This window comes from Mycobacterium sp., from assembly GCF_032159765.1.
In the GTDB taxonomy this organism is placed as follows: Bacteria; Actinomycetota; Actinomycetes; order Mycobacteriales; family Mycobacteriaceae; genus Mycobacterium.
On the sequence record NZ_JAVHWM010000201.1, the window covers coordinates 1 to 21484 of the forward strand.

General features: G+C 65.0%; 25 protein-coding genes and 1 pseudogene. 17 read left to right on the forward strand and 9 right to left on the reverse strand.

Going from position 1 to position 21484, the window contains the following annotated elements; translation table 11 throughout:
- A pseudogene (locus tag QOH60_RS25770) lies at nt 1–316 on the reverse strand (SAM-dependent methyltransferase); the annotation flags it as partial.
- A gap of 239 nt (nt 317–555) precedes the next feature.
- On the opposite strand from QOH60_RS25770, the gene QOH60_RS25775 reads away from it, so the two are divergent.
- From QOH60_RS25775 to QOH60_RS25790, 4 genes are all read left to right on the forward strand, one after another.
- Entirely contained in the window at nt 556–963 is a 408-nt protein-coding gene (locus QOH60_RS25775; RefSeq protein ID WP_526424753.1) for a protease inhibitor I42 family protein, read from the forward strand.
- Nucleotides 964–1127: 164 nt separating this feature from the next.
- Complete coding sequence (locus tag QOH60_RS25780) at nt 1128–1874, forward strand: class I SAM-dependent methyltransferase (protein WP_526424724.1); 747 nt, start codon at nt 1128–1130, stop codon at nt 1872–1874.
- Between the two features lie 253 nt (nt 1875–2127).
- Complete coding sequence (locus QOH60_RS25785; RefSeq protein ID WP_526424725.1) at nt 2128–5283, forward strand: ATP-binding protein; 3156 nt, start codon at nt 2128–2130, stop codon at nt 5281–5283.
- 17 nt (nt 5284–5300) lie between these two features.
- The gene (locus tag QOH60_RS25790) at nt 5301–6539 is read left to right on the forward strand and encodes a glycosyltransferase (RefSeq protein ID WP_526424726.1); all 1239 of its coding nucleotides are present in this window, start codon (nt 5301–5303) and stop codon (nt 6537–6539) included.
- A gap of 127 nt (nt 6540–6666) precedes the next feature.
- Here QOH60_RS25790 and QOH60_RS25795 read toward each other — a convergent pair whose 3' ends face one another.
- Nucleotides 6667–7740, reverse strand: a complete 1074-nt coding sequence (locus QOH60_RS25795; protein ID WP_526424727.1) for an alpha/beta hydrolase — start codon at nt 7738–7740, stop codon at nt 6667–6669.
- Between the two features lie 164 nt (nt 7741–7904).
- Between QOH60_RS25795 and QOH60_RS25800 the strand changes: the two genes are divergently transcribed.
- From QOH60_RS25800 to QOH60_RS25820, 5 genes are all read left to right on the forward strand, one after another.
- On the forward strand, nt 7905–8333 hold the full coding sequence (locus tag QOH60_RS25800; RefSeq protein ID WP_526424728.1) for a hypothetical protein: 429 nt from the start codon (nt 7905–7907) through the stop codon (nt 8331–8333).
- A gap of 8 nt (nt 8334–8341) precedes the next feature.
- Nucleotides 8342–8713 carry a DUF2255 family protein gene (locus QOH60_RS25805; protein ID WP_526424729.1) on the forward strand — a complete coding sequence of 124 codons (372 nt, stop codon included), beginning with the start codon at nt 8342–8344 and terminating at the stop codon, nt 8711–8713.
- Between the two features lie 57 nt (nt 8714–8770).
- A complete protein-coding gene (locus QOH60_RS25810; RefSeq protein WP_526424730.1) occupies nt 8771–9196 on the forward strand; it encodes a limonene-1,2-epoxide hydrolase family protein in 426 nt (141 codons plus the stop codon).
- A 132-nt stretch (nt 9197–9328) separates the two neighbouring features.
- Nucleotides 9329–9703, forward strand: coding sequence for a nuclear transport factor 2 family protein (locus QOH60_RS25815; RefSeq protein ID WP_526424731.1), 375 nt, complete (start codon nt 9329–9331; stop codon nt 9701–9703).
- Between the two features lie 181 nt (nt 9704–9884).
- Nucleotides 9885–10649 (forward strand): maleylpyruvate isomerase family mycothiol-dependent enzyme, encoded by a 765-nt coding sequence (locus QOH60_RS25820; RefSeq protein ID WP_526424732.1) that lies wholly within the window; start codon nt 9885–9887, stop codon nt 10647–10649.
- Between the two features lie 32 nt (nt 10650–10681).
- Here QOH60_RS25820 and QOH60_RS25825 read toward each other — a convergent pair whose 3' ends face one another.
- Complete coding sequence (locus QOH60_RS25825) at nt 10682–10855, reverse strand: hypothetical protein (RefSeq protein WP_526424733.1); 174 nt, start codon at nt 10853–10855, stop codon at nt 10682–10684.
- A 147-nt stretch (nt 10856–11002) separates the two neighbouring features.
- Here QOH60_RS25825 and QOH60_RS25830 point away from each other — a divergent pair, with 147 nt between their 5' ends.
- Nucleotides 11003–11914 carry an NAD(P)H-dependent flavin oxidoreductase gene (locus QOH60_RS25830; protein WP_526424734.1) on the forward strand — a complete coding sequence of 304 codons (912 nt, stop codon included), beginning with the start codon at nt 11003–11005 and terminating at the stop codon, nt 11912–11914.
- Between the two features lie 5 nt (nt 11915–11919).
- Nucleotides 11920–13125 carry a serine hydrolase domain-containing protein gene (locus tag QOH60_RS25835; RefSeq protein ID WP_526424754.1) on the forward strand — a complete coding sequence of 402 codons (1206 nt, stop codon included), beginning with the start codon at nt 11920–11922 and terminating at the stop codon, nt 13123–13125.
- Nucleotides 13126–13197: 72 nt separating this feature from the next.
- Here the strand turns inward: QOH60_RS25835 and QOH60_RS25840 are convergent, their stop codons facing one another.
- Nucleotides 13198–13563 carry a DUF4190 domain-containing protein gene (locus tag QOH60_RS25840; protein WP_526424735.1) on the reverse strand — a complete coding sequence of 122 codons (366 nt, stop codon included), beginning with the start codon at nt 13561–13563 and terminating at the stop codon, nt 13198–13200.
- Between the two features lie 122 nt (nt 13564–13685).
- On the opposite strand from QOH60_RS25840, the gene QOH60_RS25845 reads away from it, so the two are divergent.
- Nucleotides 13686–13925: a hypothetical protein gene (locus tag QOH60_RS25845; protein ID WP_526424736.1), complete on the forward strand. Its 240-nt coding sequence runs from the start codon at nt 13686–13688 to the stop codon at nt 13923–13925.
- Nucleotides 13926–13935: 10 nt separating this feature from the next.
- Here QOH60_RS25845 and QOH60_RS25850 read toward each other — a convergent pair whose 3' ends face one another.
- Nucleotides 13936–14193 (reverse strand): hypothetical protein, encoded by a 258-nt coding sequence (locus QOH60_RS25850; protein ID WP_526424737.1) that lies wholly within the window; start codon nt 14191–14193, stop codon nt 13936–13938.
- A gap of 63 nt (nt 14194–14256) precedes the next feature.
- Between QOH60_RS25850 and QOH60_RS25855 the strand changes: the two genes are divergently transcribed.
- Nucleotides 14257–14580 (forward strand): putative quinol monooxygenase, encoded by a 324-nt coding sequence (locus QOH60_RS25855; RefSeq protein WP_526424738.1) that lies wholly within the window; start codon nt 14257–14259, stop codon nt 14578–14580.
- On the opposite strand, the gene QOH60_RS25860 is transcribed toward QOH60_RS25855, so the two are convergent.
- A complete protein-coding gene (locus QOH60_RS25860) occupies nt 14577–15257 on the reverse strand; it encodes a guanylate cyclase (RefSeq protein WP_526424755.1) in 681 nt (226 codons plus the stop codon). The genes QOH60_RS25855 and QOH60_RS25860 overlap by 4 nt on opposite strands.
- A 186-nt stretch (nt 15258–15443) precedes the next feature.
- Here QOH60_RS25860 and QOH60_RS25865 point away from each other — a divergent pair, with 186 nt between their 5' ends.
- The gene (locus QOH60_RS25865; RefSeq protein WP_526424739.1) at nt 15444–16394 is read left to right on the forward strand and encodes a hypothetical protein; all 951 of its coding nucleotides are present in this window, start codon (nt 15444–15446) and stop codon (nt 16392–16394) included.
- Here QOH60_RS25865 and QOH60_RS25870 read toward each other — a convergent pair whose 3' ends face one another.
- The gene (locus tag QOH60_RS25870; protein ID WP_526424740.1) at nt 16395–17204 is read right to left on the reverse strand and encodes an enoyl-CoA hydratase/isomerase family protein; all 810 of its coding nucleotides are present in this window, start codon (nt 17202–17204) and stop codon (nt 16395–16397) included. It abuts the gene before it with no gap.
- 16 nt (nt 17205–17220) lie between these two features.
- Nucleotides 17221–18072: an alpha/beta fold hydrolase gene (locus QOH60_RS25875; protein WP_526424741.1), complete on the reverse strand. Its 852-nt coding sequence runs from the start codon at nt 18070–18072 to the stop codon at nt 17221–17223.
- A 37-nt stretch (nt 18073–18109) separates the two neighbouring features.
- On the opposite strand from QOH60_RS25875, the gene QOH60_RS25880 reads away from it, so the two are divergent.
- Nucleotides 18110–18712: a TetR/AcrR family transcriptional regulator gene (locus QOH60_RS25880; protein ID WP_526424742.1), complete on the forward strand. Its 603-nt coding sequence runs from the start codon at nt 18110–18112 to the stop codon at nt 18710–18712.
- A gap of 30 nt (nt 18713–18742) precedes the next feature.
- The gene (locus QOH60_RS25885) at nt 18743–19213 is read left to right on the forward strand and encodes a VOC family protein (RefSeq protein WP_526424743.1); all 471 of its coding nucleotides are present in this window, start codon (nt 18743–18745) and stop codon (nt 19211–19213) included.
- A gap of 108 nt (nt 19214–19321) precedes the next feature.
- Here the strand turns inward: QOH60_RS25885 and QOH60_RS25890 are convergent, their stop codons facing one another.
- Nucleotides 19322–20128 carry an SDR family NAD(P)-dependent oxidoreductase gene (locus QOH60_RS25890; protein ID WP_526424744.1) on the reverse strand — a complete coding sequence of 269 codons (807 nt, stop codon included), beginning with the start codon at nt 20126–20128 and terminating at the stop codon, nt 19322–19324.
- A 75-nt stretch (nt 20129–20203) separates the two neighbouring features.
- On the opposite strand from QOH60_RS25890, the gene QOH60_RS25895 reads away from it, so the two are divergent.
- Entirely contained in the window at nt 20204–21433 is a 1230-nt protein-coding gene (locus tag QOH60_RS25895; protein ID WP_526424745.1) for a WS/DGAT domain-containing protein, read from the forward strand.
- Nucleotides 21434–21484 lie beyond the last annotated feature (51 nt).

Consider the following 21484-nt stretch of genomic DNA (forward strand, 5'->3'; position numbering starts at 1 on the left):
GCAAAGACAGCCGCCCGGTTGCGATGTCGCGGCGGTATCGCCCTGCGGCCTGGCTGAGCATCGTCTCCGACACCTCGACACCATGAACACTGCCCGACGGACCGACACTGTCAAGCAGGAATTTCAGCCCCACGCCGCCACCGAATCCGACATCGGCCAGCGCCGATGCTTCATCGGGTTGCAGCGCCCGCGCGGCGGCGCTCACGAAGCGCCGGTTGCCCCGATTGAGCGCCGCACCAAACAGCCGCCCACGCAGACCAATTGGATGACCGAGCTGCTTAGCAATACCCGCCATGACGGCGTCTCGGACCCCCATCCGACGACCGTAGAGCACGAACACTGATGCGGCACGACTTATTGGATGAAGTGACGGGAGCGTAGGCGACGAGGGGTCCGGTCGGCGAAAGAATCACGTCTAGCGCGTCGTGACCTGGGACCGACGGTGAACTCGTCGAGTTCCGGTTCCAAACAACGTCAGGCGGGAAAGCCGCTGTTCGTTAGCATTCGGTGGAAGGATGAGTTTCTATGAAGGCTAGACGTTTGACCATCTTGGTGATGCTCGTTTCGTTGACGGTGTTGGGCTGTTCATCAGAGAAGAACCGCTCGCAGATGGCCACGCCGACGACAACCACCACGCAGACGCCGGCCATCGAGGTTTCCGGTGCCGAAAACGGCAAAGACATCACGATCTCCGTCGGTGGCACGTTGAAACTGACCTTGACGGCGAATCACAGCACCCCATTCCGGTGGGCGGCTGACACGCAGATCGGCGATGCCAGCGTCCTGCAGCAAACAGGTCACCAATACACGGCTAGCGCCACCACTGGCGGACCCGGCATCGAGTTCTGGACATTCAGGGCGTTGAAGGTAGGTACTACCACGATCTCCAATCAGGAGAATTCCGTTGCGGACAATGGCGTTACGCCGCTGGATACGTTCACGGCAAAAGTCATCGTCAAGTAAGAGGATTCACTTTCTTATTGGCTTCGGGCCGCCAGGATGGTCGTCCTGTCTGAACTGAGGGATGGCGACATGGTCGAATTCCGGTTCAACGTCTAGCCAGCAGAAGAGCAGTAACCCCCGACTAAAGTGGCCGCGCGACGCGGCCGTCGGCATAGCATTCCATGGTGAGTTTTATCGTCTCGCCGGAGGCTTATGCCCGGTTCATGGGCCGATACGCCGAGCCTCTCGCGCAGGTCTTCACGGCGTTCGCCCAGGTCGGCGTGGGCGACAAGGTGCTCGACGTCGGCTGTGGGCCAGGCGCGTTGACTGCGCGTTTGTTGTCGGTCGGAGCCAAGGTCGCGGCGATCGATCCTTCACCACCGTTCATCGACGCGATTCGCGCGCGCTTCCCAGACATTGACGTGCGTCTGGGTACGGCGGAAGAAATGCCGTACGACACTGCCGCTTTCGACGCTGCTCTCGCGCAATTAGTGGTCCATTTCATGACGGATCCGGTGGTCGCCGTTAGACAGATGGCGCGTGTGACTCGGCGTGGCGGTGTCATTGCCGCGTGCGTGTGGGACGGGCCGACCGGCGCACTGGCTCCGTTCTGGAATGCAGTTCACGAGATCGACCCCGAAGCTGAGGATGAGGCGCTACTTTCCGGGGCGCGCATGGGGCACCTGACTGAGCTTTTCGAAGCTGCTGGGCTGCGCGATGTGGAAGAAGTTCCAATTGCGGCCGAGGTTGTGCACCCGACATTTGAGGAGTGGTGGGAACCCTATACATACGGAGTAGGTCCTGCCGGCGATTACGTCCAGCAACTCGATGACGATCGTCGAACAGGTCTCGCATCCGTGGCTCGTGAACGCCTGGGTAGTGGGCCGTTCACCGTTACCGCCAACGCATGGGCCTCCCGCGGAACGGTGTGACTGCAACGTGGTCGAATTCCGGATACAACGTGTGAAAGGCCAGCTTGTGGCCTACACACGTGTCGAGGAGCACGCCGAACGGCTCTTCGGGCTCGAACTCGCGATTGCGACCGACGGTGCGGTCCGTCACAAGTCGTGAGGCGGGATGGAGCATGGTTGTTGTCCGTCCTTATCGGAGGACCGATATAGCAGAAAGGTCTGGTCAGCGGTGACACGATATTGACGTGAACGACGGTTGGTCGGGCGGTGTGAGATGACTGCCACGGGGCTGCAGTGCGGATCGTGCGGCACGGAACTGAACGAGACAGCCAAGTTCTGTAGCGAATGTGGTGCAGCTGTTTCGGCGGGCCCGAAGCCGGCCGAGTTCAAACAGGTGACGGTGCTGTTCGCCGACGTGGTGCGCTCGATGGACATCGCCGCGGCGGTGGGTGCCGAGCGGCTGCGCGAGATCATTGCCGAGCTGGTCGGTCCGGGCGTGGCGGTGGTGCGCCGGTACGGCGGCACGATGGAAAAGTTCACCGGTGATGGCCTGATGGCGTTGTTCGGCGCGCCGGTGGCGTTGGAGGATCATGCGATCCGGGCGTGCTTGGCGGCGCTGTCCATCCAGGAGGAGACGAACCGCTTGGCCGCGGAGGTGCGACGCCGTGACGGCGTGGATCTGCGGCTCCGCGTGGGTCTGAATTCGGGCCGGGTTGTTGCCGGTGAGATCGGCCCGGGTGTATCGGGTTACGCCGCGATCGGGGAGCAGGTGGGGTTTGCGCAGCGGATGGAGTCGGTCGCCCCGCCGGGCGGGGTGATGCTCAGCGAGTCCACCGCGCATTTGGTCGAGCACATCGCGGTCCTCGCCGACACCGAAATGGTGTCGATCAAGGGAAAGGACGACCCCGTGTCAGCGCGCCGGCTGCTGGCGATCGAGCCGCGCCGTGCTCTGGCCAGTGGCACGGAATCGCGCATGATCGGTCGCCGTTGGGAGATGGCCGCTGTTGAGGCCATGGTGGACCGCGCGATCGGTGGCCGCGGCGGCAAGGTGAATGTGGTGGGACCACCGGGCATCGGCAAGTCCCGAGTGGCGCGGGAGGCCGCGGCGCTGGCGGTCGGTCGTGGGGTCGAGGTGTTTTGGACGTTCTGCGAATCCCATGCCCGTGACATCCCCTTCGGTGTGGTGACGCGCCTGCTGCGGGCGGGCCTCGGCGTGGCTGATCTTGAAGGCGAAGCGGCGCGCGCGCGGATACGGGAACAAGTTCCGGATGCCGACCCGCAGGATCTGCTGCTGCTGGATGATCTGCTCGGGGTCGCCGACACCGGGGTGCCGCTGCCCCAGATCGACCCGGAGGCGCGGCGGCGCCGGTTGACCGCATTGATCAACACCGCTTGGTTGGCGCGCGCCGAGCCGGCGTTTTTCATGATCGAGGATGCGCATTGGATCGATGCGGTCAGCGACTCGATGCTGGCTGACTTCCTCACCGTGATCCCGCGTACCTCGTCGCTGGTGCTGATCACGTCTCGCCCCGAGTATGAGGGCGCGCTGACGCTGGTGCACGGGACGCAGAGGATATCCCTTGCCCCACTGGCTGATTCAGACACCTCGGCGATGCTGCGTGAGCTGCTGGGTTCGGATCCCTCGGTCGTTGAGCTGTCCGCGATCATCGCCGAGCGGGCAGCAGGGAATCCGTTTTTCGCCGAGGAGATGGTGCGCGAGTTGGCCCAGCGCGGGGTGCTGGCGGGTAAGCGCGGCGGCTACGTCTGCCACGCGGATGTCGCCGACGTCGTCGTGCCGGCCACGGTGCAGGCGGCCATCGCGGCGCGCATCGACCGGCTCGACACCGCGGCCAAGCGGACGTTGAACGCGGCGGCGGTGATCGGTGCCCGCTTCAGCGCGGAGCTGCTCGCCGCACTGAGCATCGATCCGGTGGTCGACGAGCTGCTCAACGCGGAGCTCATCGATCAGGTGCGGTTCACCCCCAGCGCCGAGTACGCCTTCCGGCATCCGCTGATCCGCGCGGTGGCCTACGAATCGCAGTTAAGCGTCAACCGCGAGCAGACCCATCGCACGCTGGCCGCTGCCATTGAGGCACGCGACCGCAGCGCCGCCGACGAGAACGCAGCTCTGATCGCCACACATCTCAAGGCGGCCGGCGAACTGGCTGAGTCTTACCGCTGGCACCTGCGCGCGGCGGAATGGCTTCGGCCTCGCGATATTCCCGCCGCATGCGCACAATGGGAGGACGCGCGACGCATCGCCGACGAGTTGCCCGATGACCACGACGACGTCATCGCCATGCGAATCGCGCCACGCACCATGCTGATCTCGACGACGCTCTACGTAGGCAGTGGTGCAGACATCGACGAGCGCTACCGCGAGTTTCGTGACCTGACAACGCAAACCGGTGATCTGACGTCCTTTGCGATTGCGACAGCCGGACTCATCTTTTCGTTCGCCGTCAACGACAACCGCGTTCCCGAGGCCGCGGCGCTGGCTTCGGAGCTCGAGGATGTAGTCAGCCACATTCACTGCGATGCCGAGAGCAGGAGCATCATCCTCAATGCGGTGGCATATGTAAGATTCGCAAATTGCGAATTCGATGCCGCGCTCAAGATTATCGATGCGATACACGCATTATCTACGGACATACCGGCAGACGAACTTATTTCGGCAAACGCCCTTCTTGGTGCCATCGAGACGTGCGCCGGCCGCTACGAGCAGGGCAGACGGCGCACCCGAAAGGCTTTAAAGCACGCGCACCAATCCATCCGCTACACGTCTATTCTGATGTACTTCGTCGTGACGACGGCGCTGGGCGTGGACCAGGCTGATGAGCCGCTCGACGACATCCGCGAGGCGTTGCGGCGCGCTGAATCGTTCGGTGCCATCATCGGAATCATCCTCGCCCAATTGGCCTGCGGCAAAGTGTTGCTGCGAGGGGAGGATGGGGCGCACGACGAGGCGATCGACGTGCTTCACAAAGCCCACGCGAACATGCGGACGCACAAGAGCCTAACCGTCGCGCTGCCGGCCGTCGTTGCCGACCTGGCGATCGACGCCGCCCGCCACGGGCGAATTGACGAAGCGATCGACGAACTTCATGCCACGTTTGCGTTACACATGGCTGGTGGCTCCCGTATCTTCGTCGGTTGCGCCGGTGAGGCACTGGTCGGCCTCCTCATCGAACGGGGATCCACCGACGACCTCACTGAGGCGCACCGAATCGTTGATCACTGGCAGCACCGTCGGCCTGGCATTCCGGCACTGGACCTGTGGTGGCTGAAATCGCGGGCGCTGTTGGCGAAGGTGGAGGGCGACTCGGAGGGGTACGCCGAGCTCGCCACGCAGTACCTTGAGCTGTGCGAGAAGCTCGACGCCCGCGGGCGACTCGATGAGGCGCGCCAAATGATCAACCGAATCGTCTGAAGCGGCGGGTGAAGAAAATGGCGACGATACTGGCCTATACCTCCCCCGCACTTGGTCACCTATTGCCAATCAGCGCACTGCTATCAGAGCTGTCCCGTCGCGGCCACACCGTCCATGTGCGCACGCTTTCCACCGGCGTTGAGATCGGCCAGCGGCTCGGATTTACCACGGACGCGATCGACCCGCGGATCGAGCGAATCGAGCTCGACGACTGGAAGGCAACCAACCCTGTTGCTTCGCTGAAGCTTTCGGTCGCGGCGTTCGGCCGGCGCGCCGTGCACGAAGTCACCGATCTGGCCGAGACGGTGGCGCGTACACACCCAGACGCATTGCTTGTCGATGTGAATTGCTGGGGTGCTCAGTCCGCGGCCGACGCCGGTCCAATCCCATGGGCCTGTTTCTCGCCGTACACGCCGCCGTTACGATCGCCCGGGGTGCCGCCGTTTGGGCTGGGTCTTAGACCGATCTCAGGTGCGGTGGGCCGGATGCGCGATGCCGCCGTGCGGACAGCTGTGGTGGGCCGTCTGGAAAAGGTAATGCTGCCGCCGATCAACACGATTCGCGCCGAGGTCAATGTAGGGCCGGTCTCGTCAATGGACGAGTTCTTGCGCCGGTCGCCCCTGTTACTCGTCGCCAGCGGCAAGCCATTTCAGTACCCACAAACCGATTGGGGCGATGCGGTTCAGATGATCGGACCCTGCGTGCTTGACCCCGGTCCGGACACAGACCCCGATTGGATGGCCTCGGTCGACCGGCCAATCGTGCTCGTCACCACGTCGTCGGAGAAACAGGCCGACGAGAACCTTGTCCAGACCGCGATGACCGCGTTGGCCGATGAGCCCGTGCATGTGGTCGCGACCCTGCCGGCTGGGCAATCAAGCGGAATTGCGACGTCGCCCAATGCGACGGTGTGCCAATTCGTCCCGCACGGCGTAGTCCTTGACCGCGCGGTGTGTGCGGTGACGCACGGTGGGATGGGCGTGACTCAAAAGGCGCTCGCCCATGGTGTACCCGTGTGCGTCGTGCCCTACGGGCGTGACCAATTCGAGGTCGCACGGCGCGTCGAGGTAGCCCGGTGCGGCACCCGCCTACCGGCCAAGAAACTGTCGCCGCAGCGGCTACGAACGAAGGTGCGAGAAGCGATGACAATGACTGCCGGCGCGAGACGGGTGGCGGCTGGTTTCGCCGCGACCGGCGGCGTGGCCCGCGGTGCCGACTTATTTGAACAGCGCGTGCTCGGTATCAACAAAGGCTGAGTCACTGGACTGTCCCGCGCCCTGCCGAATGTCTTGCCGCCTGCGGTGTATCCAGTACTCGTCCTCGCCCGGCTAGGCGAGGCCCAGGGTGTGGCGATCTGGGACCTGTGACCAGGCAGGTGCCATCTCAGCCGCGGCTGAGGTGCGCGCGGATGGCCGAGATGGTGGCCGTGACAGCCGCCGCACTGTCTCCTCCGAACGGGGCAATGCTCGCAAAGCCGTGAGTAAGTGAATCGAACTGCCGGTGGTCCACGGTGACACCGGCCGAGCGCAAGGCCGCTGCGTACTGGTTGCCCTCATCACGCAGCGGATCGAACCCCGCCGTGAGCACCAAGGCCGGTGCCAGGCCGGATAAATCAGCAGCCTTCAGCGGTGATATCTGCGGGTCGTCGGCTGCCATGCCGGCACCGCCCAGATACGCGTCTCTGAACCAGTCTGTGTCCCGCTTGGAGAGGAAGAATCCGTCCGAGAACATCGCTCGCGACCGGGTCTGCGTGGACATATCCAGCACGGGATAGAGCAGGACCTGCAGCGCCGGCTGCGGAATGCCCTCTTCGCGGCTTCGCAGCGCGACGAGTGTCGCTAGGTTTCCACCGGCGCTGTCGCCGCCAACGCCGATCCGCGACTGGTCGGCCCCCAGTTCGGCGGCATGTTCAAGTGCCCATCGATAGGCTGCGACGCAGTCGTCGAGCGCGGCCGGGGCCTTGTGTTCGGGCGCAAGCCGGTAATCCACCGACAACACATGTATCGCGGCGTCCTTGCAGATCATTCGGCACAGCCCGTCGTGAGATTCGATGTCGCCCACGACAAAACCACCACCGTGGAAGAAGACAAGCAACGGCGCTCCCGCCGCAGTCGGTCGGTAGTGCCGCGTGCGCACGGGGCCGCCGGGGCCGGGAATCGTGATGTCGGCGGTGGGGACGTCGACGTCGGTGCCCAGCAGTGCGTGCGAGCTCCGCATCAGTGCGCGAGCGGCTGCGGGATCGTCCGCCGCCGACAGGCCGCCGGTGCCTGTGCTTCGCTGGGCAGCCAAGATCAGTTGAAGCGTGGGGTCAAGAGTATTGCCGTCGATGGTGAGCCTCTTGCCGCCGACGAGGAGGCGTTTGAGCCACGGAGGAATCCACGGCACGACCTTCTTGCCGACGCGAAGTGCCGCGTTGATCACCACAAGGGGGCGGCTCCTGGGCGGCCTGTGTGTCATAGCTGCTCCCTGACAGACGGGGGTTTCTTACTGTTCTGATCATTCACGTCCGCCGGAGCGCGGATGCATGCGGGACAAATAGTTGGTACAACTTCCAAGAAGTAGACACCATTATCGTGACCAAGCTGATCGCCTAGCCGGGGCCAGCAGAGACGGAGCTGAAAATGAGCAAGGTTCCGAGCCGTCAGGCTCGTTTGGCGCACGCCGCCAAGCACGCTGACCTGTGGAACGCGGGAAGGAAGGACGAGTGGGTAGCGTCGTGGCGCACAATCTGCCCCGGTGACGTCCGCATGTTCGATCCCGTCGGCACGGAGGAGAAACACGGATTCGCCGCCGCCACTTCGGACGCCTTCGACATGTTTCAGTCGATCCTCAAGATCAAGATGATCACGGTGCAGGTCAACGGAAACGAGATGGCCTGGGTGTGCGAGAACCACTTCGGCACCGAGCCGAACGTGCAAATGGCATACAGCATCGAGACGTTTGCTTGGGACGACGATGGAAGCCTGCTCATCAAGACCTACTATCCGATGCCCGAATCCGTTGGAGCCCAGGCCGATCCGTATACCCATCTCCTCGAGGGGCAGAAGTAGCCGACGCCATGAGCTGGACACCTGAGCAGCTCGCTCGGATCGATGCCGCCCGCGAACTCGAGATTGCAGTGCGCCGTGCGGACGGAACACTTCGGCCGTGGACGCCGATTTGGGTTGTGCACGTTGCCGACGACGTCTATGTCCGCACGTGGTATCGCAGAGATACCGGGTGGTTTGGCCTTGCCTTGCGCACAGGACGTGCGCGCGTGCGCTTCCCCGGCGTAGAAGTCGACGTGCGCATCGAGGACGTCGGTGTCGGGCCGTCGGGACTGCGCGAGGACGTCGACGACGCGCACCGCGACAAGTACGGCGGCGGTTCGACCGGGAACATGGTCGGAGATGAAGCCGCTGCGACGACGCTTCGGTTGCTCAACGACTGAGTAAGCGGACTGTGTAAGCGCGCCCGATCACCGACACGTCGGTCTAGGTTGATGTCGATGGGAACTGCAATCGAACGTATCGTGCTCGACTTCGTGCACGCGGCCTACGGCGAGCACATGAATGTCGATGCCATGGCCGCCTTGATGGCCGAGGACTTCGTATGGCAGCTCAACGTGCCGCTCTCGCCGATCATCCGCGGACGTGAAGCCGCACGCGCCGAACTGGAGAAACACAACACGCTGGCGTCGGGCATGGTCGACGGCAGCGAGATTCGAACGGTCGTATCCAACGACGACACCGTGGTGGTGGAGCGGCTCGACGTGAACGTGATTGCGGGCAAGCGAGTCTCGTTTCACGTCACGGCGATCTTCGACGTCCGCGACGGCGCGATCACCTGCTGGCGCGAGTACTGGGACACGGGCGACATCGCCCGGCAGCTCGGCAGTGATCCGGCCCAGATGTTCGAGCAGATCGGTTCCTGACGGGACGGCGACGCACCGTCGTCGGGCGGCGAGTCAGGCGCATGGCATCGTCGTTGTGAAACCTCGCGAACCATCTGGAGGCGGCCACCGGCTCCGAAAGTTGATGAAGACCACGACGTACGGACTGCCGACATGAGTGACGACGAGGTGCGGGGCGCTCTGGGCCGCCACTGGGCGGCCTCAGACGCCAACGACTTCGAGACCGAACACGAGATCTATCGCGACGATGCGGTGCTGGAATACCCCCAATCCGGCGAGCGCATCCGCGGCCGACACAACATCCAGGCGTCGCGTGAAGCCCAGCCGAACCTCAAGAGATTCACGGTGCGACGCGTGCTGGGTGGCGGCAACCTGTGGGTCAGCGAACTCGTCCTCACGTACGACGACAAGCCGTACTACGTCGTGAGCGTCATGGAATTCGAGGACGGCGAAGTGGTCCGCGAGACGCAGTACTTCGGTGATCCGTTCGAGCCGGGCCCATCCCGCGCTCAGTTTGTCGAACACTAATCCATCGGCCCATCGTTTTACTGCACTCCAAGTTTGGTCTTCTTATCGGGCGCTTCGATTCTTCGTCAAGACCCGGCCGGATCTGGCCAACACGGTGCCTGGTGTCACCTGGCAGGCGAGGCGAACGCTGCCGCCCCGATAGCCGGCACGAGCGATGCGTGCCCTTTGGCATGATGAGGCCATGGACCGTCAGGCGATCATCGCGGCCGAATCGCGCAGGTTCGCCGAGGTGTTATCCGGGGCCGACCCAAATCGACGATGTCCCACATGTCCGGACTGGACTGCGTCGGATCTGCTGTGGCATCTGACCGAGGTTCACTTCTTCTGGGCAACGATCCTCGCGCGGCGGATGCAGCACGAGTCGGAACTGCAGGCGGTCGAACGGGATAAGCCCAGCCGCCCCGAGGCCGTGGCCGACATGCTGGCACTGCGTGAGCAGGCGACGGCCGTCCTCCTCGACCAGCTCGCGAAACATGAAGACAATGAGGCTTGTTGGTCGTGGTGGGCGCCAGATCAGACCGTCGGGTTCACCCGGCGCATGCAGACCTACGAAGCGACGATGCACCGGTTGGATGCCGAGTTGACGGCCGATGTCCCGGTCAGCCTGATCGCGACGGATGTCGCCGAGGGCGCAGTCGATCACGCGGTTGATGTGATGTGGGGCTGGATGCCCAACGAGGCGACTTACCGGACCGACAGCATCGTGAATTTCGTTGCGACCGACACCGGCCAGAGCTGGTCGGTTGAAGTCGGCACCTGGACGGCGAACACTGGCGACGGCCCGCGGGCGGTACGAGCAACGGCAGGGGAACCAACAGCAACAGTCACCGGTTCCGTGGTGGACCTGGCACTGTGGGTATGGACCCGAGGCGGTTCCGTCCAGACAGCCGGCGATCCATCGTCGCTCGCAGCGCTCAATGCCGTCGTGTCACAAGGCATGCCATAGTCAGGCTGGGTGATGAACCCGAAGCGGCCTGTCTAACTCCCGGCATGCCGGATTGTGAAATCGAGGTCGGTGTCGTGCCCGCCCCTCGGATCGCGCGCCGCCACGGTCTCCTGGCTGGTGATCGTGTCTTCGGTGCGTACCAGCGGTGGCAGATGCCCGTACTTTTCGCGCCGGACGTCGGCGGCGGCGTCGTCTTCCACGGTCATGTGACCTCCTCAGGACAGTGTGACTGGCCCGCGGATACCGAGACAACGTTTACGCGATCTTGGAGCGCGGACTTCTGCCGACTTACTGTCGTCCACAGGCCCGTCATCATTTGTTGACAGACCAGACCGCCAGACGAGAGACGAGCAATGAACCGAATCAAGTCACTGCTCAGCGTCCAATGGCCGGTCGTGCAGGCACCGATGACCTACATCGCACGCGCGGAGCTGGCCGCGGCTGTGTCGGAGGCGGGCGGCATGGGGATGATCGAGACCCTCACACCCGAGGGACGGTTAGATCTCAAGCGCGTCCGCGAGTTCACCGACAAGCCCGTCGCGGCCAACCTTATGATCCAAGGCTGGAAGGGCGACCCCTCGATCGTCGACATCCTCGCCGATGCCGGTATCCGCCACGTGTTCTGCTCGGCCGGAGACCCTGCCCTGTTCACCGACAGACTGCACGACGCCGGGATGAGCGTGGTCCACGTGGTCGGCTCACTGAAGGCTGCCCGCAAGGCAGAGGACGCCGGCGTGGATGCGCTTGTAGTGGAAGGCGTCGAAGGCGGTGGATTCAAGCATGCGATGGGCACATCGTCAATGGTCTTATTGCCGTTGGTCGCCGAACACATCGACCTTCCGATCATCTCCGCCGGCGGAATATGCGACGGGCGCTCTGCCGCTGCGGCCGTCGTCCTCGGCGCCGAAGGCGTCCAAATGGGCACTCGCATGCTCGCGAGCGAAGAAGCGTTGGTGCACCGCCACTTCAAGGACGCGATTCTGGGCGCGGGAGACCATGGGACAGTGATGATTTCGCTTCCCGGTAACCCGACGATGCGGGTGCTGCGCGTGGGCCTCGCGGCCCGCATTGCAGAGGGTCACGTTGAGACCAAGCCGCTAGGGCGGATCGAGGACCTCTACTTCAACGGCGACATGGACGCCAGTGTCGCCAACACCGGCCAGGTGTCGGCCCGGGTCACCGAAGTCTTGCCGGTCGCTGAAATCGTGCGCAACACATGGTCAGACGCCGTCAAGGCGATCGACGCGGCCCGGGAGCGCTCGTGAAGGCGATCGTGGCGACGATCGTCGCCCTGCTGATCGCAGGCTGCACATCCACCGCCGAACCACTTTCCGCGCTGAAAACGATAGATCCCAAGCGGTTTCAGGCCATCGTCGACGCCGCTGCCCACGAGCTGATGGTCCCTGGGGCGATGGTGCGGTTGCGCACTCCGCAGGGCGACTTTACCGCCGCCGTCGGCACCACCGAGCTCGGCAAGCAGACCCCGCCGACTGCCAACACACATTTCCGGATCGCCTCGAACACCAAGACCATGACAGCAGCGCTGATCGTGCTGCTCGCCCAGGACGGCAAATTGAAGGTGACCGACCCGGTGTCGTCGTACATTCCGAACGTTCCCAACGGTGAGAACATCACCGTCGCACAGCTTTTGAAAATGCGCAGCGGCCTCTACGGCTACACGTCCGACCCCGAACTCGCCGCCGCGATGGATGCCGACCCGAAGAAGGCGTGGACGGCGCAGGAGGTGCTGGCCATCGCGTACCGGCACCCGCCGCAGTTCGCGCCTGATGCGTCCTACGACTACAGCAACACCAATTACGCGCTGCTCGGCCTCGTCGCGGAGAGGGCCGGCGGACGCCCGTTGGGCGAACAGTTTCAGAAGCGGCTGTTCGGCCCGATCGGCCTGACCCAGACATCGCTTCCCGGCGCCGACGACACCTCCATTCCCGCGCCCTATTCGCACGGATACATGTACGGCGGAAGCTTTTACGCGCTCGCCGACGACCCGTACCCCGCCGACATGCAGGCCTCCGCAAAGGCCGGAACACTGCAACCGATCGACTACACGAATCAGAATCCCTCGTACGCCACCGCCGCAGGGGGAGCGATATCCACGGCCGACGACCTGGCCACGTGGATGAAGGCACTGGTCTCAGGCAAGGTGTTCAACGCCGACTACCAGCAACAGTGGCTGGCTAGCCTGCAAGCTGAGGATCCGGGCACGCCCGACGGGCAGAAGTACGGATACGGGATCTCGTATCAGCGGTTCGGCCCGCACGCGGCCATGTACTACCACGGCGGCGAACTTCCCGGCTTCAACTCATTCATGGGTTACGACCCGGATAACGCTGTGGCGCTGGTCATTTGGACGAACCTGACCTTGTCGCCGGAGGGTAAGACCACGGCGCAGGCCATGTTGCCCATTCTTCTCGACGAGATTTACGCCGGCTTGTCGCTCGCGCCGCCCACGCGTTGACCATCCCGACGCCGAGCGTCACGCCGGCGTGGCGGCCGCCTGCGTCGACCAGTGCTTACTGCCCGCCGACTGTCAGCCCGCCAGCCCACCAATGAGGACCTGGATCGCGAGGATGACAAGCAGGACCATCGCGGCGTACGCGAGCGCCGACAGGTAGCTGACGATAAGCGCCACCAGCGCGAGCCCGCGTCCCTGCTGCCCGGACCGTTTTGTCTGAGATCGGGCGACGTGTCCAAGAACGATGCCGGTGAGCGCCGCCACGGGAACAAGGACGACGACCGCCCAGGCAACCGCCTCCGGTAGTCGCGCCGAATGGTCGATGGCGACTGCGAACACCGTCCACGCCAAAATCAGCACCAGCGCTATCACGGCTGCGACGGCAGCGCCAACAGCGGCCTTATTGGTGCCCGGCGGTGCCTGGGTCACTCCGGTGACCATGTGGCCTCCTTAACGCCGTGGTGGCCCACATTTGCTGTGATGCCCGACGTGGCCGCGCTCCAAACGCCCAGGCTTGGGGCGAAGACATTCCCTACCGCGCGATTTTGACCTAACGTGTCCGCGTGGAGTCATTCCAACTCAGCACCGGCGGGCTCGTGCCCGTCGAGGCCCTTCTCCCGGGCGACCCGATCACCGATGTCAACGGTAGCGGCCAGCATTACAAGGTCCTCGAAACCAGGTGCGTCTGCGAAGGCTGCGTCGTCTTGGAGCTGGAGTCCAAGGCCAACGACGTCTTCCGTGTGATTGAGATGTCGTTCCCGAGCGGCTACGAAGTGGGTAGGTCGCACCTACGTCACTGGTGACGGGCGGCCGTTAGACCGCCTTCAGCCGCGGTCCTTCGGCGGTGTCTGCTGGGTCGATCCGGTCGTTCACCGTGTTCAATGTGACATCGACGCGGTCCGCTGCCCGATCGCAAACTCCACGTAGCCGCTGGCTCGCCGCGCCGACGTCGTCGGAGGCGATGCGAAGGTATGCGGTCACATTCGCACGCAGGCGATCGATGGCGAACGCCACCCGGCTGCGCACCTGGTCGTCCACCTCGACGGTCACATAGCGGAACCGAAACTTCATGTCGTTCACGGTAGTGGAACCGTGCGCATACCGGCGATACGGTTCAGGCGGAAGGGGGCAGCCGTGATCTTCATCGTCGTGAAGTTTCAGACCAAACCGGAGTGGACCGAACGCTGGCCTGAGCTCGTCGCGCCGTTCAGCGAGGCGACGCGTGCCGAGGAGGGCAACCTCTGGTTCGAATGGTCCCGCAGCCTGGACAACCCGGCCGAATACGTTCTCGTCGAGGCATTCCGGGACGGCGACGCCGGCGCCGCGCACGTCAACAGCGACCATTTCAAGGCGGCCCAGAGCGAGCTGCCCCAAGCACTGGCGTCCACACCGAAGGTGATCAGCGAGTCGATCGAGGCGACGGGCTGGTCGCCGTTGGCCGAATTTCCCGTCGACTAACGAGCGACGACGGCGATCTCGTCGCCGAGCCGGTACCCCGCGGTCAGCGGCAGCTCGTCACCGCTCCAGAACGAGCCGGGGTCGAACCAGTTCGCGTGCTTCAGCGTCGACAGCAGCCCCATCTCCTCGTACGTGATCGCCACCGTCTCAGCGCAGTAGGCCGTCTCGAGGCCTGCCTGACGCTGTTGGGCCTTCTTGCGCATCGCGGCCGCACGGAACCTCTTGTCCAGGAGCGGAATTCCTTCAGCGAGTTCACTGGCCACCGGGACCCGGCCGCGAAACCACCGCGCGGTGAGCCGCGCGGTGCTGGGGAATGGCGTGCCGTCCATCCGTGCGATCACACGCAACGCCTTGTCCTCCTGCTCGCGGGTCGCGTACGGCGTGAGCTGTCGCAGCCAGCACTGCTGCCCGTACTTGTGCATCCACTGCTCCACGGCTTCTCGCGCGTCGTTGAGCTGCACACCGCGGTGGTGATTTCCTGACCAGACGTCGACGAGCTTGTTGCCGAGTTCGGCGTGCCACATCAGTGCAGGCAGGTCGTCGAGCGCCACGGTCATCCCCACGTGGTTGATGGGGCTGTTGGTCATCGACTGGATCGCCCGGTCAGGCCGCGAGGTGCCCCGGAACAGCCAGATGTCGCCGGTTCGCGTTTCCTCCAACGCCCGTTCGAGCGACACAGTGTGCGCGTCCACCCGTGCAGCTTAGGCTGAGGATGATGCGCAACATATGGAAGTGGGCAGGTCTGGCCGGGCTCGTCGGGGTCGCTGCGGGTGGCGCGCTGGTCGCACGCGATCAACGTCGGCGCAATGCGTATACGCCCGACGAAGTCCGGTCGCGGTTACACCAGCGGCTGGCCGAATCCAATGGCGCAAGCCCGCATTAAGGCGCCCTACTACGAGAGCCGGTTCATTCGGGCGAACAATCCGGACCGGCCACAGGCGCTGTGGCTGCGCGAGACGATGCTGCTGAGCACCGCCGGCGCTGACAGCGCAGACGTCTGGTTGATGGTCTTCGATCCTGATGGCGCGGGCAACCGGGCGCTCAAGGCGCCGCACCCGGTCGAGGACGCGGAGTTTCGCACCGACGAGTGGATAGTGCGGATCGGTGAGGCCACGCTCGATGACACCGCCGCGCGCGGGTCGTTGAGCGGCGCGCACGCGGCGTCGTGGGATCTGCGGATCAACGGCGCCGGCGAAGCCGTCAAGCTACTGCCGGACCGGCAGTACTCGACCCGGTTTCCATCGGCGAAGACGATGGTCCGGTCGCCGTTGGCGAGGTTCGACGGCCGCGTGCAGACCGACGGCGTCGCGCTCGATATCAACGGCTGGACCGGCAGCGTCAACCACAACTGGGGGCGACGCCACACACCGGCTTATGCGTTCGGTCAGGTGTGCGGGTTCGACGAGGCGCCATCGTCGTCGCTGGAAATCGTCACCGCGCGTGCCGGCGTCGGGCCGCTGGTGTTGCCGCCGACCACGCTGATGGTCCTGCGTCACGGCGGCGGTGAATACGCCGCCCGCACCGTGCTTGCGGCGCGGCGCACCAACGGTGCGTACCACGACTTCGAATGGTCGTTCTCGGCCAGGTTCGACGACGTCGCCGTCGAGGGGCAGATCAAAGCCGAAGCCGCAGACGTCATCGGACTGAACTACAGCGACACCAACGGGAAGACGAAGTACTGCTACAACTCGGCGCTGGCAGATTGCCGAGTTCGATTGTCCGGGAAGGAGGCTGCGGAGCTGACGGCGACGCGCCGGGCGATGTTCGAGGTCCTCACCGACTCGCGGCGCGCCGATGTCGCGCTGCTGGCCTAGTCAGCCTTGATCGCGGGCCTCCTTGGTCGGCCGCCCGGCTGGTTCACTGAACGACTGCCCGGTCGCGGCGAAAAGGTGCTCAGCGGCGAGGATCTGGGTGCGGTTCTCCAGCGCAATGGCCGCCGACACGTTGGCGGCATCCAGATTCGCGTTGAACACCTGCTTGGTCATCTCCAATCCAAAGGGACTGTGCGAGAGCAAGATATCGGCGATCTCCTGCGCCCGTGCCAGGAGATGCTCGTCGTCGACCACCTCGGATACCAGACCGATGCGCTCGGCTTCGTCGGCGCCGACCCGGCGTGCGGTGAAGATCAAATCCGCCGCTCGGGTAGTGCCGAGAATCTTGGGGAGCGTGTAGCTGACCCCGATGTCGCATCCCCCGAGGCCCAGCTTGATGAACTGCGTGCAGAACATCGCGGTGGTGGAGGCGATCCGGAAATCGCAGGCCGCGGCGATGCCGAGTCCGCCGCCGACGGCCGCGCCGTTGACGGCAGCGATCACCGGCTGCGGCAATGCCATGATCTTCGGCACGAGCGACGCGACGAACTCCTGGGTCCGCATGGCCGCCGCCGGGCCGGTGCGGCTGCGGGCCGTGGGGGCGACGGCCGGCTCGGAAAGGTCGAGACCCGAACAGAATCCGCGGCCCGCGCCGGTGAGGATCACCACCCGGCAGTCGGATGCAGCCAGGTTGTCAAGTGCTGCGTGCAGCTCGCCAAGCATCTCCATGCTGAGCGCGTTGAGCCTGTCGGGATTGTTGAGCGTGATGATCGCGAGCTGAGGCGTCGGTTGCGCAGTGAGAACGAGGGTCACGTTCGTAATGTAAAGCTCAGCGCTTGACGAACTGCACGACGGCGTCGGTGAACGCGTCGTTGTCGTCGCCCGCTGCGGTGTGGCCCGCCTCAGAGAGTTCGACGAACTCCGCGTTGGGGACTTTCTGGAGGAAGTCCTTGACGCCTTCCGGGCTGACCACGTCGGACAGCTTGCCGCGGATCAGCAGGATCGGGATCTTCAGGTCGATCGCCGCGCGCTCCATCTTCTCGACGCGCAGCTGTGGGTCGTCGCCGGGTTTGGTCATCAGGTTCGGATCCCAGTGCCAGTACCAGCGGCCATCACGCAGGCGCAGATTCTTCTTCAGGCCCTCGGGGCTGCGGGGTTTGGTCCGGTGTGGCAGGTACGCGGCGACCGCGTCTGCCGCGTGCTCCAGCGTCGCGAATCCGTCGATGTTGCTGAACATGAACTCCCGGATCCGGGCGCTGCCGTCCTTGTCGTACCGCGGCACGACGTCGACCAGGATCAGCTTGGTCACCTTCTCCGGACCTGCCTTATCGGCGGCCAAGATGCCGGTGAGGCCACCCATGCTGGCGCCGATCAGCACCACCGGGCCGCCGATCGCGTCGATGACGTGCAGCACGTCATCGCGCAACACCTCGAGCCCGTACTCGGCGTCGGGTGACCATGCGCTGTCACCGTGGCCCCGGGAGTCCAGCGCGGCGACGTGAAAGCCCTGATCAGCGAGCACCTGACCGGTGTTCTTCCACGAGAACCGGTTCTGGCCGCCGCCGTGCAGCATCAGGATCGCGGGCCGTCCGTGCGCGGCTGTGCCGTGGTTCCACTCGTCGGCGACCAGCGCCAGTCCGCTGACGCCGCGATACGTCACCGTGTCCGGCTTGCTGTTCATCCGGCTCACGCTAGCCGACGCCTTAGAATCGGCCCTCGTGCCACCGCGGAATCGGATCGCCGCCGACGAGCGCGCGGACATCATTGACGCCGCCTACGCCTGCCTGTCGTCGCCACACCAGGGGCCGGTGTCGGTCGCAGCGATTTTGGACGGCGCGAACCTCTCGACGCGCGCGTTCTATCGGCACTTCGCGTCAAAGGACGAGCTGTTCCTGGCCATGCTCAAGCGCGACAGCGACGCCGTCACCCGTCGAATGCGTCGCATCGCCGACGACACCGCGCAGAGCCCGGTCGACCAGCTGAAGGCGTGGATCGACTTCCTGCTCGGCCTCGCATACAACCCGCGGCGGCGCGCGCACATCGTGGTGCTGGATTCCGATGAAGTGCGGGTGGCCAAGGGCTATCGCGAAGCGAGCGCGAAGCTTCGGGCCGATCGGGAACGGATCCTCGCCGACATCCTGCGACGGGGCTGCGACGACGGCTCCTTTCCGCTGGCCGAGCCCGATCGCGACGCGGCCGCGATTCATGCCGTCGTGGACCGGGCATTCGCGGGTCCCTTCCTCGGAATGGGCCCTGACCGCGAGCTTCTCGTGACGTATGTCCACGACTTCGCACTGCGGGCACTTGGAGCCACGCGATGAGTTTTCGTTCTCGAGGAGGTCTGTAGCTGCATGACGATCACACCATCGCTTTGGTTCGACAATGACCTCGAGGAAGCCGCGGAGTTCTACACCTCTGTGTTCCCGAACTCGAAGGTCGAGGGCATGAATCGGTACACCGAGGCAGGCCCAGGAACGCCCGGCGAGGTGGTCTCGGGCAGCTTCGTGCTCGACGGCACGCGGTTCGTCGGCATCAACGGGGGCCCGCAGTTCCCGTTCACCGAAGCCGTCTCGTTCATGGTCAGCTGCAAGGACCAGGACGAGGTTGACTATTACTGGGACAGGCTGGTCGCAGGCGGCGAGGAATCGCAGTGCGGTTGGCTGAAAGACCGCTTCGGTGTCAGCTGGCAGATCGTCCCCGACCGGCTTTTCGAGCTGATCGGCGATCCTGACCCCGCCCGCGCGACCGCGGCCACCAAGGCGATGCTCGGCATGCGCAAGATCGTGATCGCCGAGCTCGAGGCGGCGGCCGACGGGGCGTGACGTTCCGTCACTTTAGTAACGGCATTGCGCCGAGATCTGCAGGAGGGTCGCGTTTCGGCGAATTTAACTGCCCTGGTGCAGAAATCGGTGCGATTGGACGCAAGGGGGCTAGGTGTTCTTCAAGCCGGGGTGCTGGCGCGCGAGGAAGGGCACGATCAGATCCCGGGGCGCCAGCCGGTAGAGGACACCCGCGGCCCGGTTGAAGCCGCCCGGCACCACGACTCCCTTGCCTGCCGCCAAGCCGTCGATCCCGGCGCGAGCAACTTGGTCGGCGGTCTGCCACAGCACCGACGGCAGCGCGGCCTCGAAAAACTCATCGCTGACGCCCGCCGCCTCGCCGAATCCGGTCTTGACCGGGCCGGGGCACAGCGCGGTTGCGGTCACACCGCTGCCGCGTAGCTCGCCGCGCAGGGCCTCGGTGTAGGAAAGCACGAACGCCTTGGCCGCTCCGTATGACGCCTGGCCCGGCGCCGGTCCGAACGCGGCGACGGACGCGACGTTCAACACGGCCCCGCGACGGCGCTCGACCATGCCGGGCAGGAACCGGCAGGTCAGGTCGACGACCGCGGCGACGTCGACCTCGACGAGGTTGAGTTCCTTGTCGGGATCGGCCTTGGCGACGGGTCCGATCGTCGACAAGCCGGCGTTGTTGACCAGGATGTCGACGCTCACGCCGAGTTCCGCCACGCGGGCGGGCAGGGCGGCGCGCTCGGTCCGCGACGACAGGTCGGCGGTCAGGGGGAGTGCCCGTCCCCGTAGCCGGTCTGCCAGGGCCTCCAGCACCTCCTCGCGCCGCGCCACCAGCACGAGCCGATAGCGGCGCCGGGCCAGCTCCCGTGCGATCGCTTCGCCAATGCCCGACGACGCGCCGGTGATCAGCGCAACGCGGTCCTCTGCCGGTGCAGGAAAGGTCATGGCCTGACCGTAGGCCATGCCACGATGAGCGCGGTGAGAGCATGTGCGGACGCGAGGAGCAAAACAGCATTCAGCATGACCGCAGCGGACGCGCAGGTCTACTGGATGTCGGCGAAGATCCCCAACGATCAATTCCTGCTGTACGCCTTCGATGGCGAACCCGAAGCTGATGCGACACAGCAGGTTCTCGATCGGGCACGCGGCTGCCCTGATCTGGCGCTGCGGGTCGACGACGGCCGCGGGTGGACGTATCCCTCCTGGGTGCGCCGCGAGCTCGGCCGCGACCAGATCGTTGTGCACGACGTGGCGGGCGGCTGGCTGCATTGTCTCGACCTGGTCGCACGGCTGACCGAGCACCAGCTCGATCTTCGCGACGCGGCGTGGCGGCTGCACATCTTCGGCGGAGTCGGCGAGGTTCCCGGCTGCGCAGGCCCGTCGACGGTCGCGGTGGTCCAGGTCGGGCATGCGTTGGGCGATGGGGTGCGCTCCTCTGCACTGGCGTCCGTGTTGTTCGGCAGGGCGGCCGATGTTCCTGAGCCGCAACATGATCGGCGGGGATGTTTGGTGACGCGCAGCGCGGCGGCTTCGCGTGCGCACCAGCAACTCAACCGCGACGTCGCCGCAGGCGCGGTGCCGCCAGCCGCGCCGTCACGTCCGGTGCTGAGCGTCAACACCCGCCCGGACGGACGACGGATGATCCGGACCGTGGTGCGGCGACGCCAGCAACTGCGCGGCCCGACCGTCACGGTCGCCGTGCTTGCCGCGATCTCCGCTGCGATGTCGGGCTATCTGCATGCGGGCGGCGAGAACCCCGAGGATATTGGCGCCGAGGTTCCAATGGCCAAAAGCGCTGTGCGCCAATCTAACAACCACTTCGGCAATGTCGGGGTGGGACTGTATCCGCAGCTGACGTTCGACGAGCGGGTCAACCGGATCTCCGAAGATCTCGCCGCACGGCGCCGCCGCGGCGATCACCTCGCGTTCGCGGCGGGCAGCCGCGCGCTCGCCGCCGCTCCCGCCCCGCTCTTGCGCTGGGGAATAAGGCAATTCGACGTCACTGCACGCTCATCGACGGTGACGGGCAACACCGTGGTGTCCAGCGTGAACCGAGGGCCTGCGGACCTCACCTTCGGGGGCACGCCCGTCGTGCTGACCGCCGGCTACCCTGCGCTGTCCCCGATGATGGGGCTGACGCATGGCGTGCACGGCATCGGCGACACGATCGCGATCAGCGTGCACGCCGCGGAGTCGGCCGTCGCCGACATCGACGACTACCTCGACCGGCTGTCGTCGGCTCTGGGTTAGCGACCGCGTTTTCCCAACCTCTGGCCCACCGGGTAGAACACGTTCTAGATT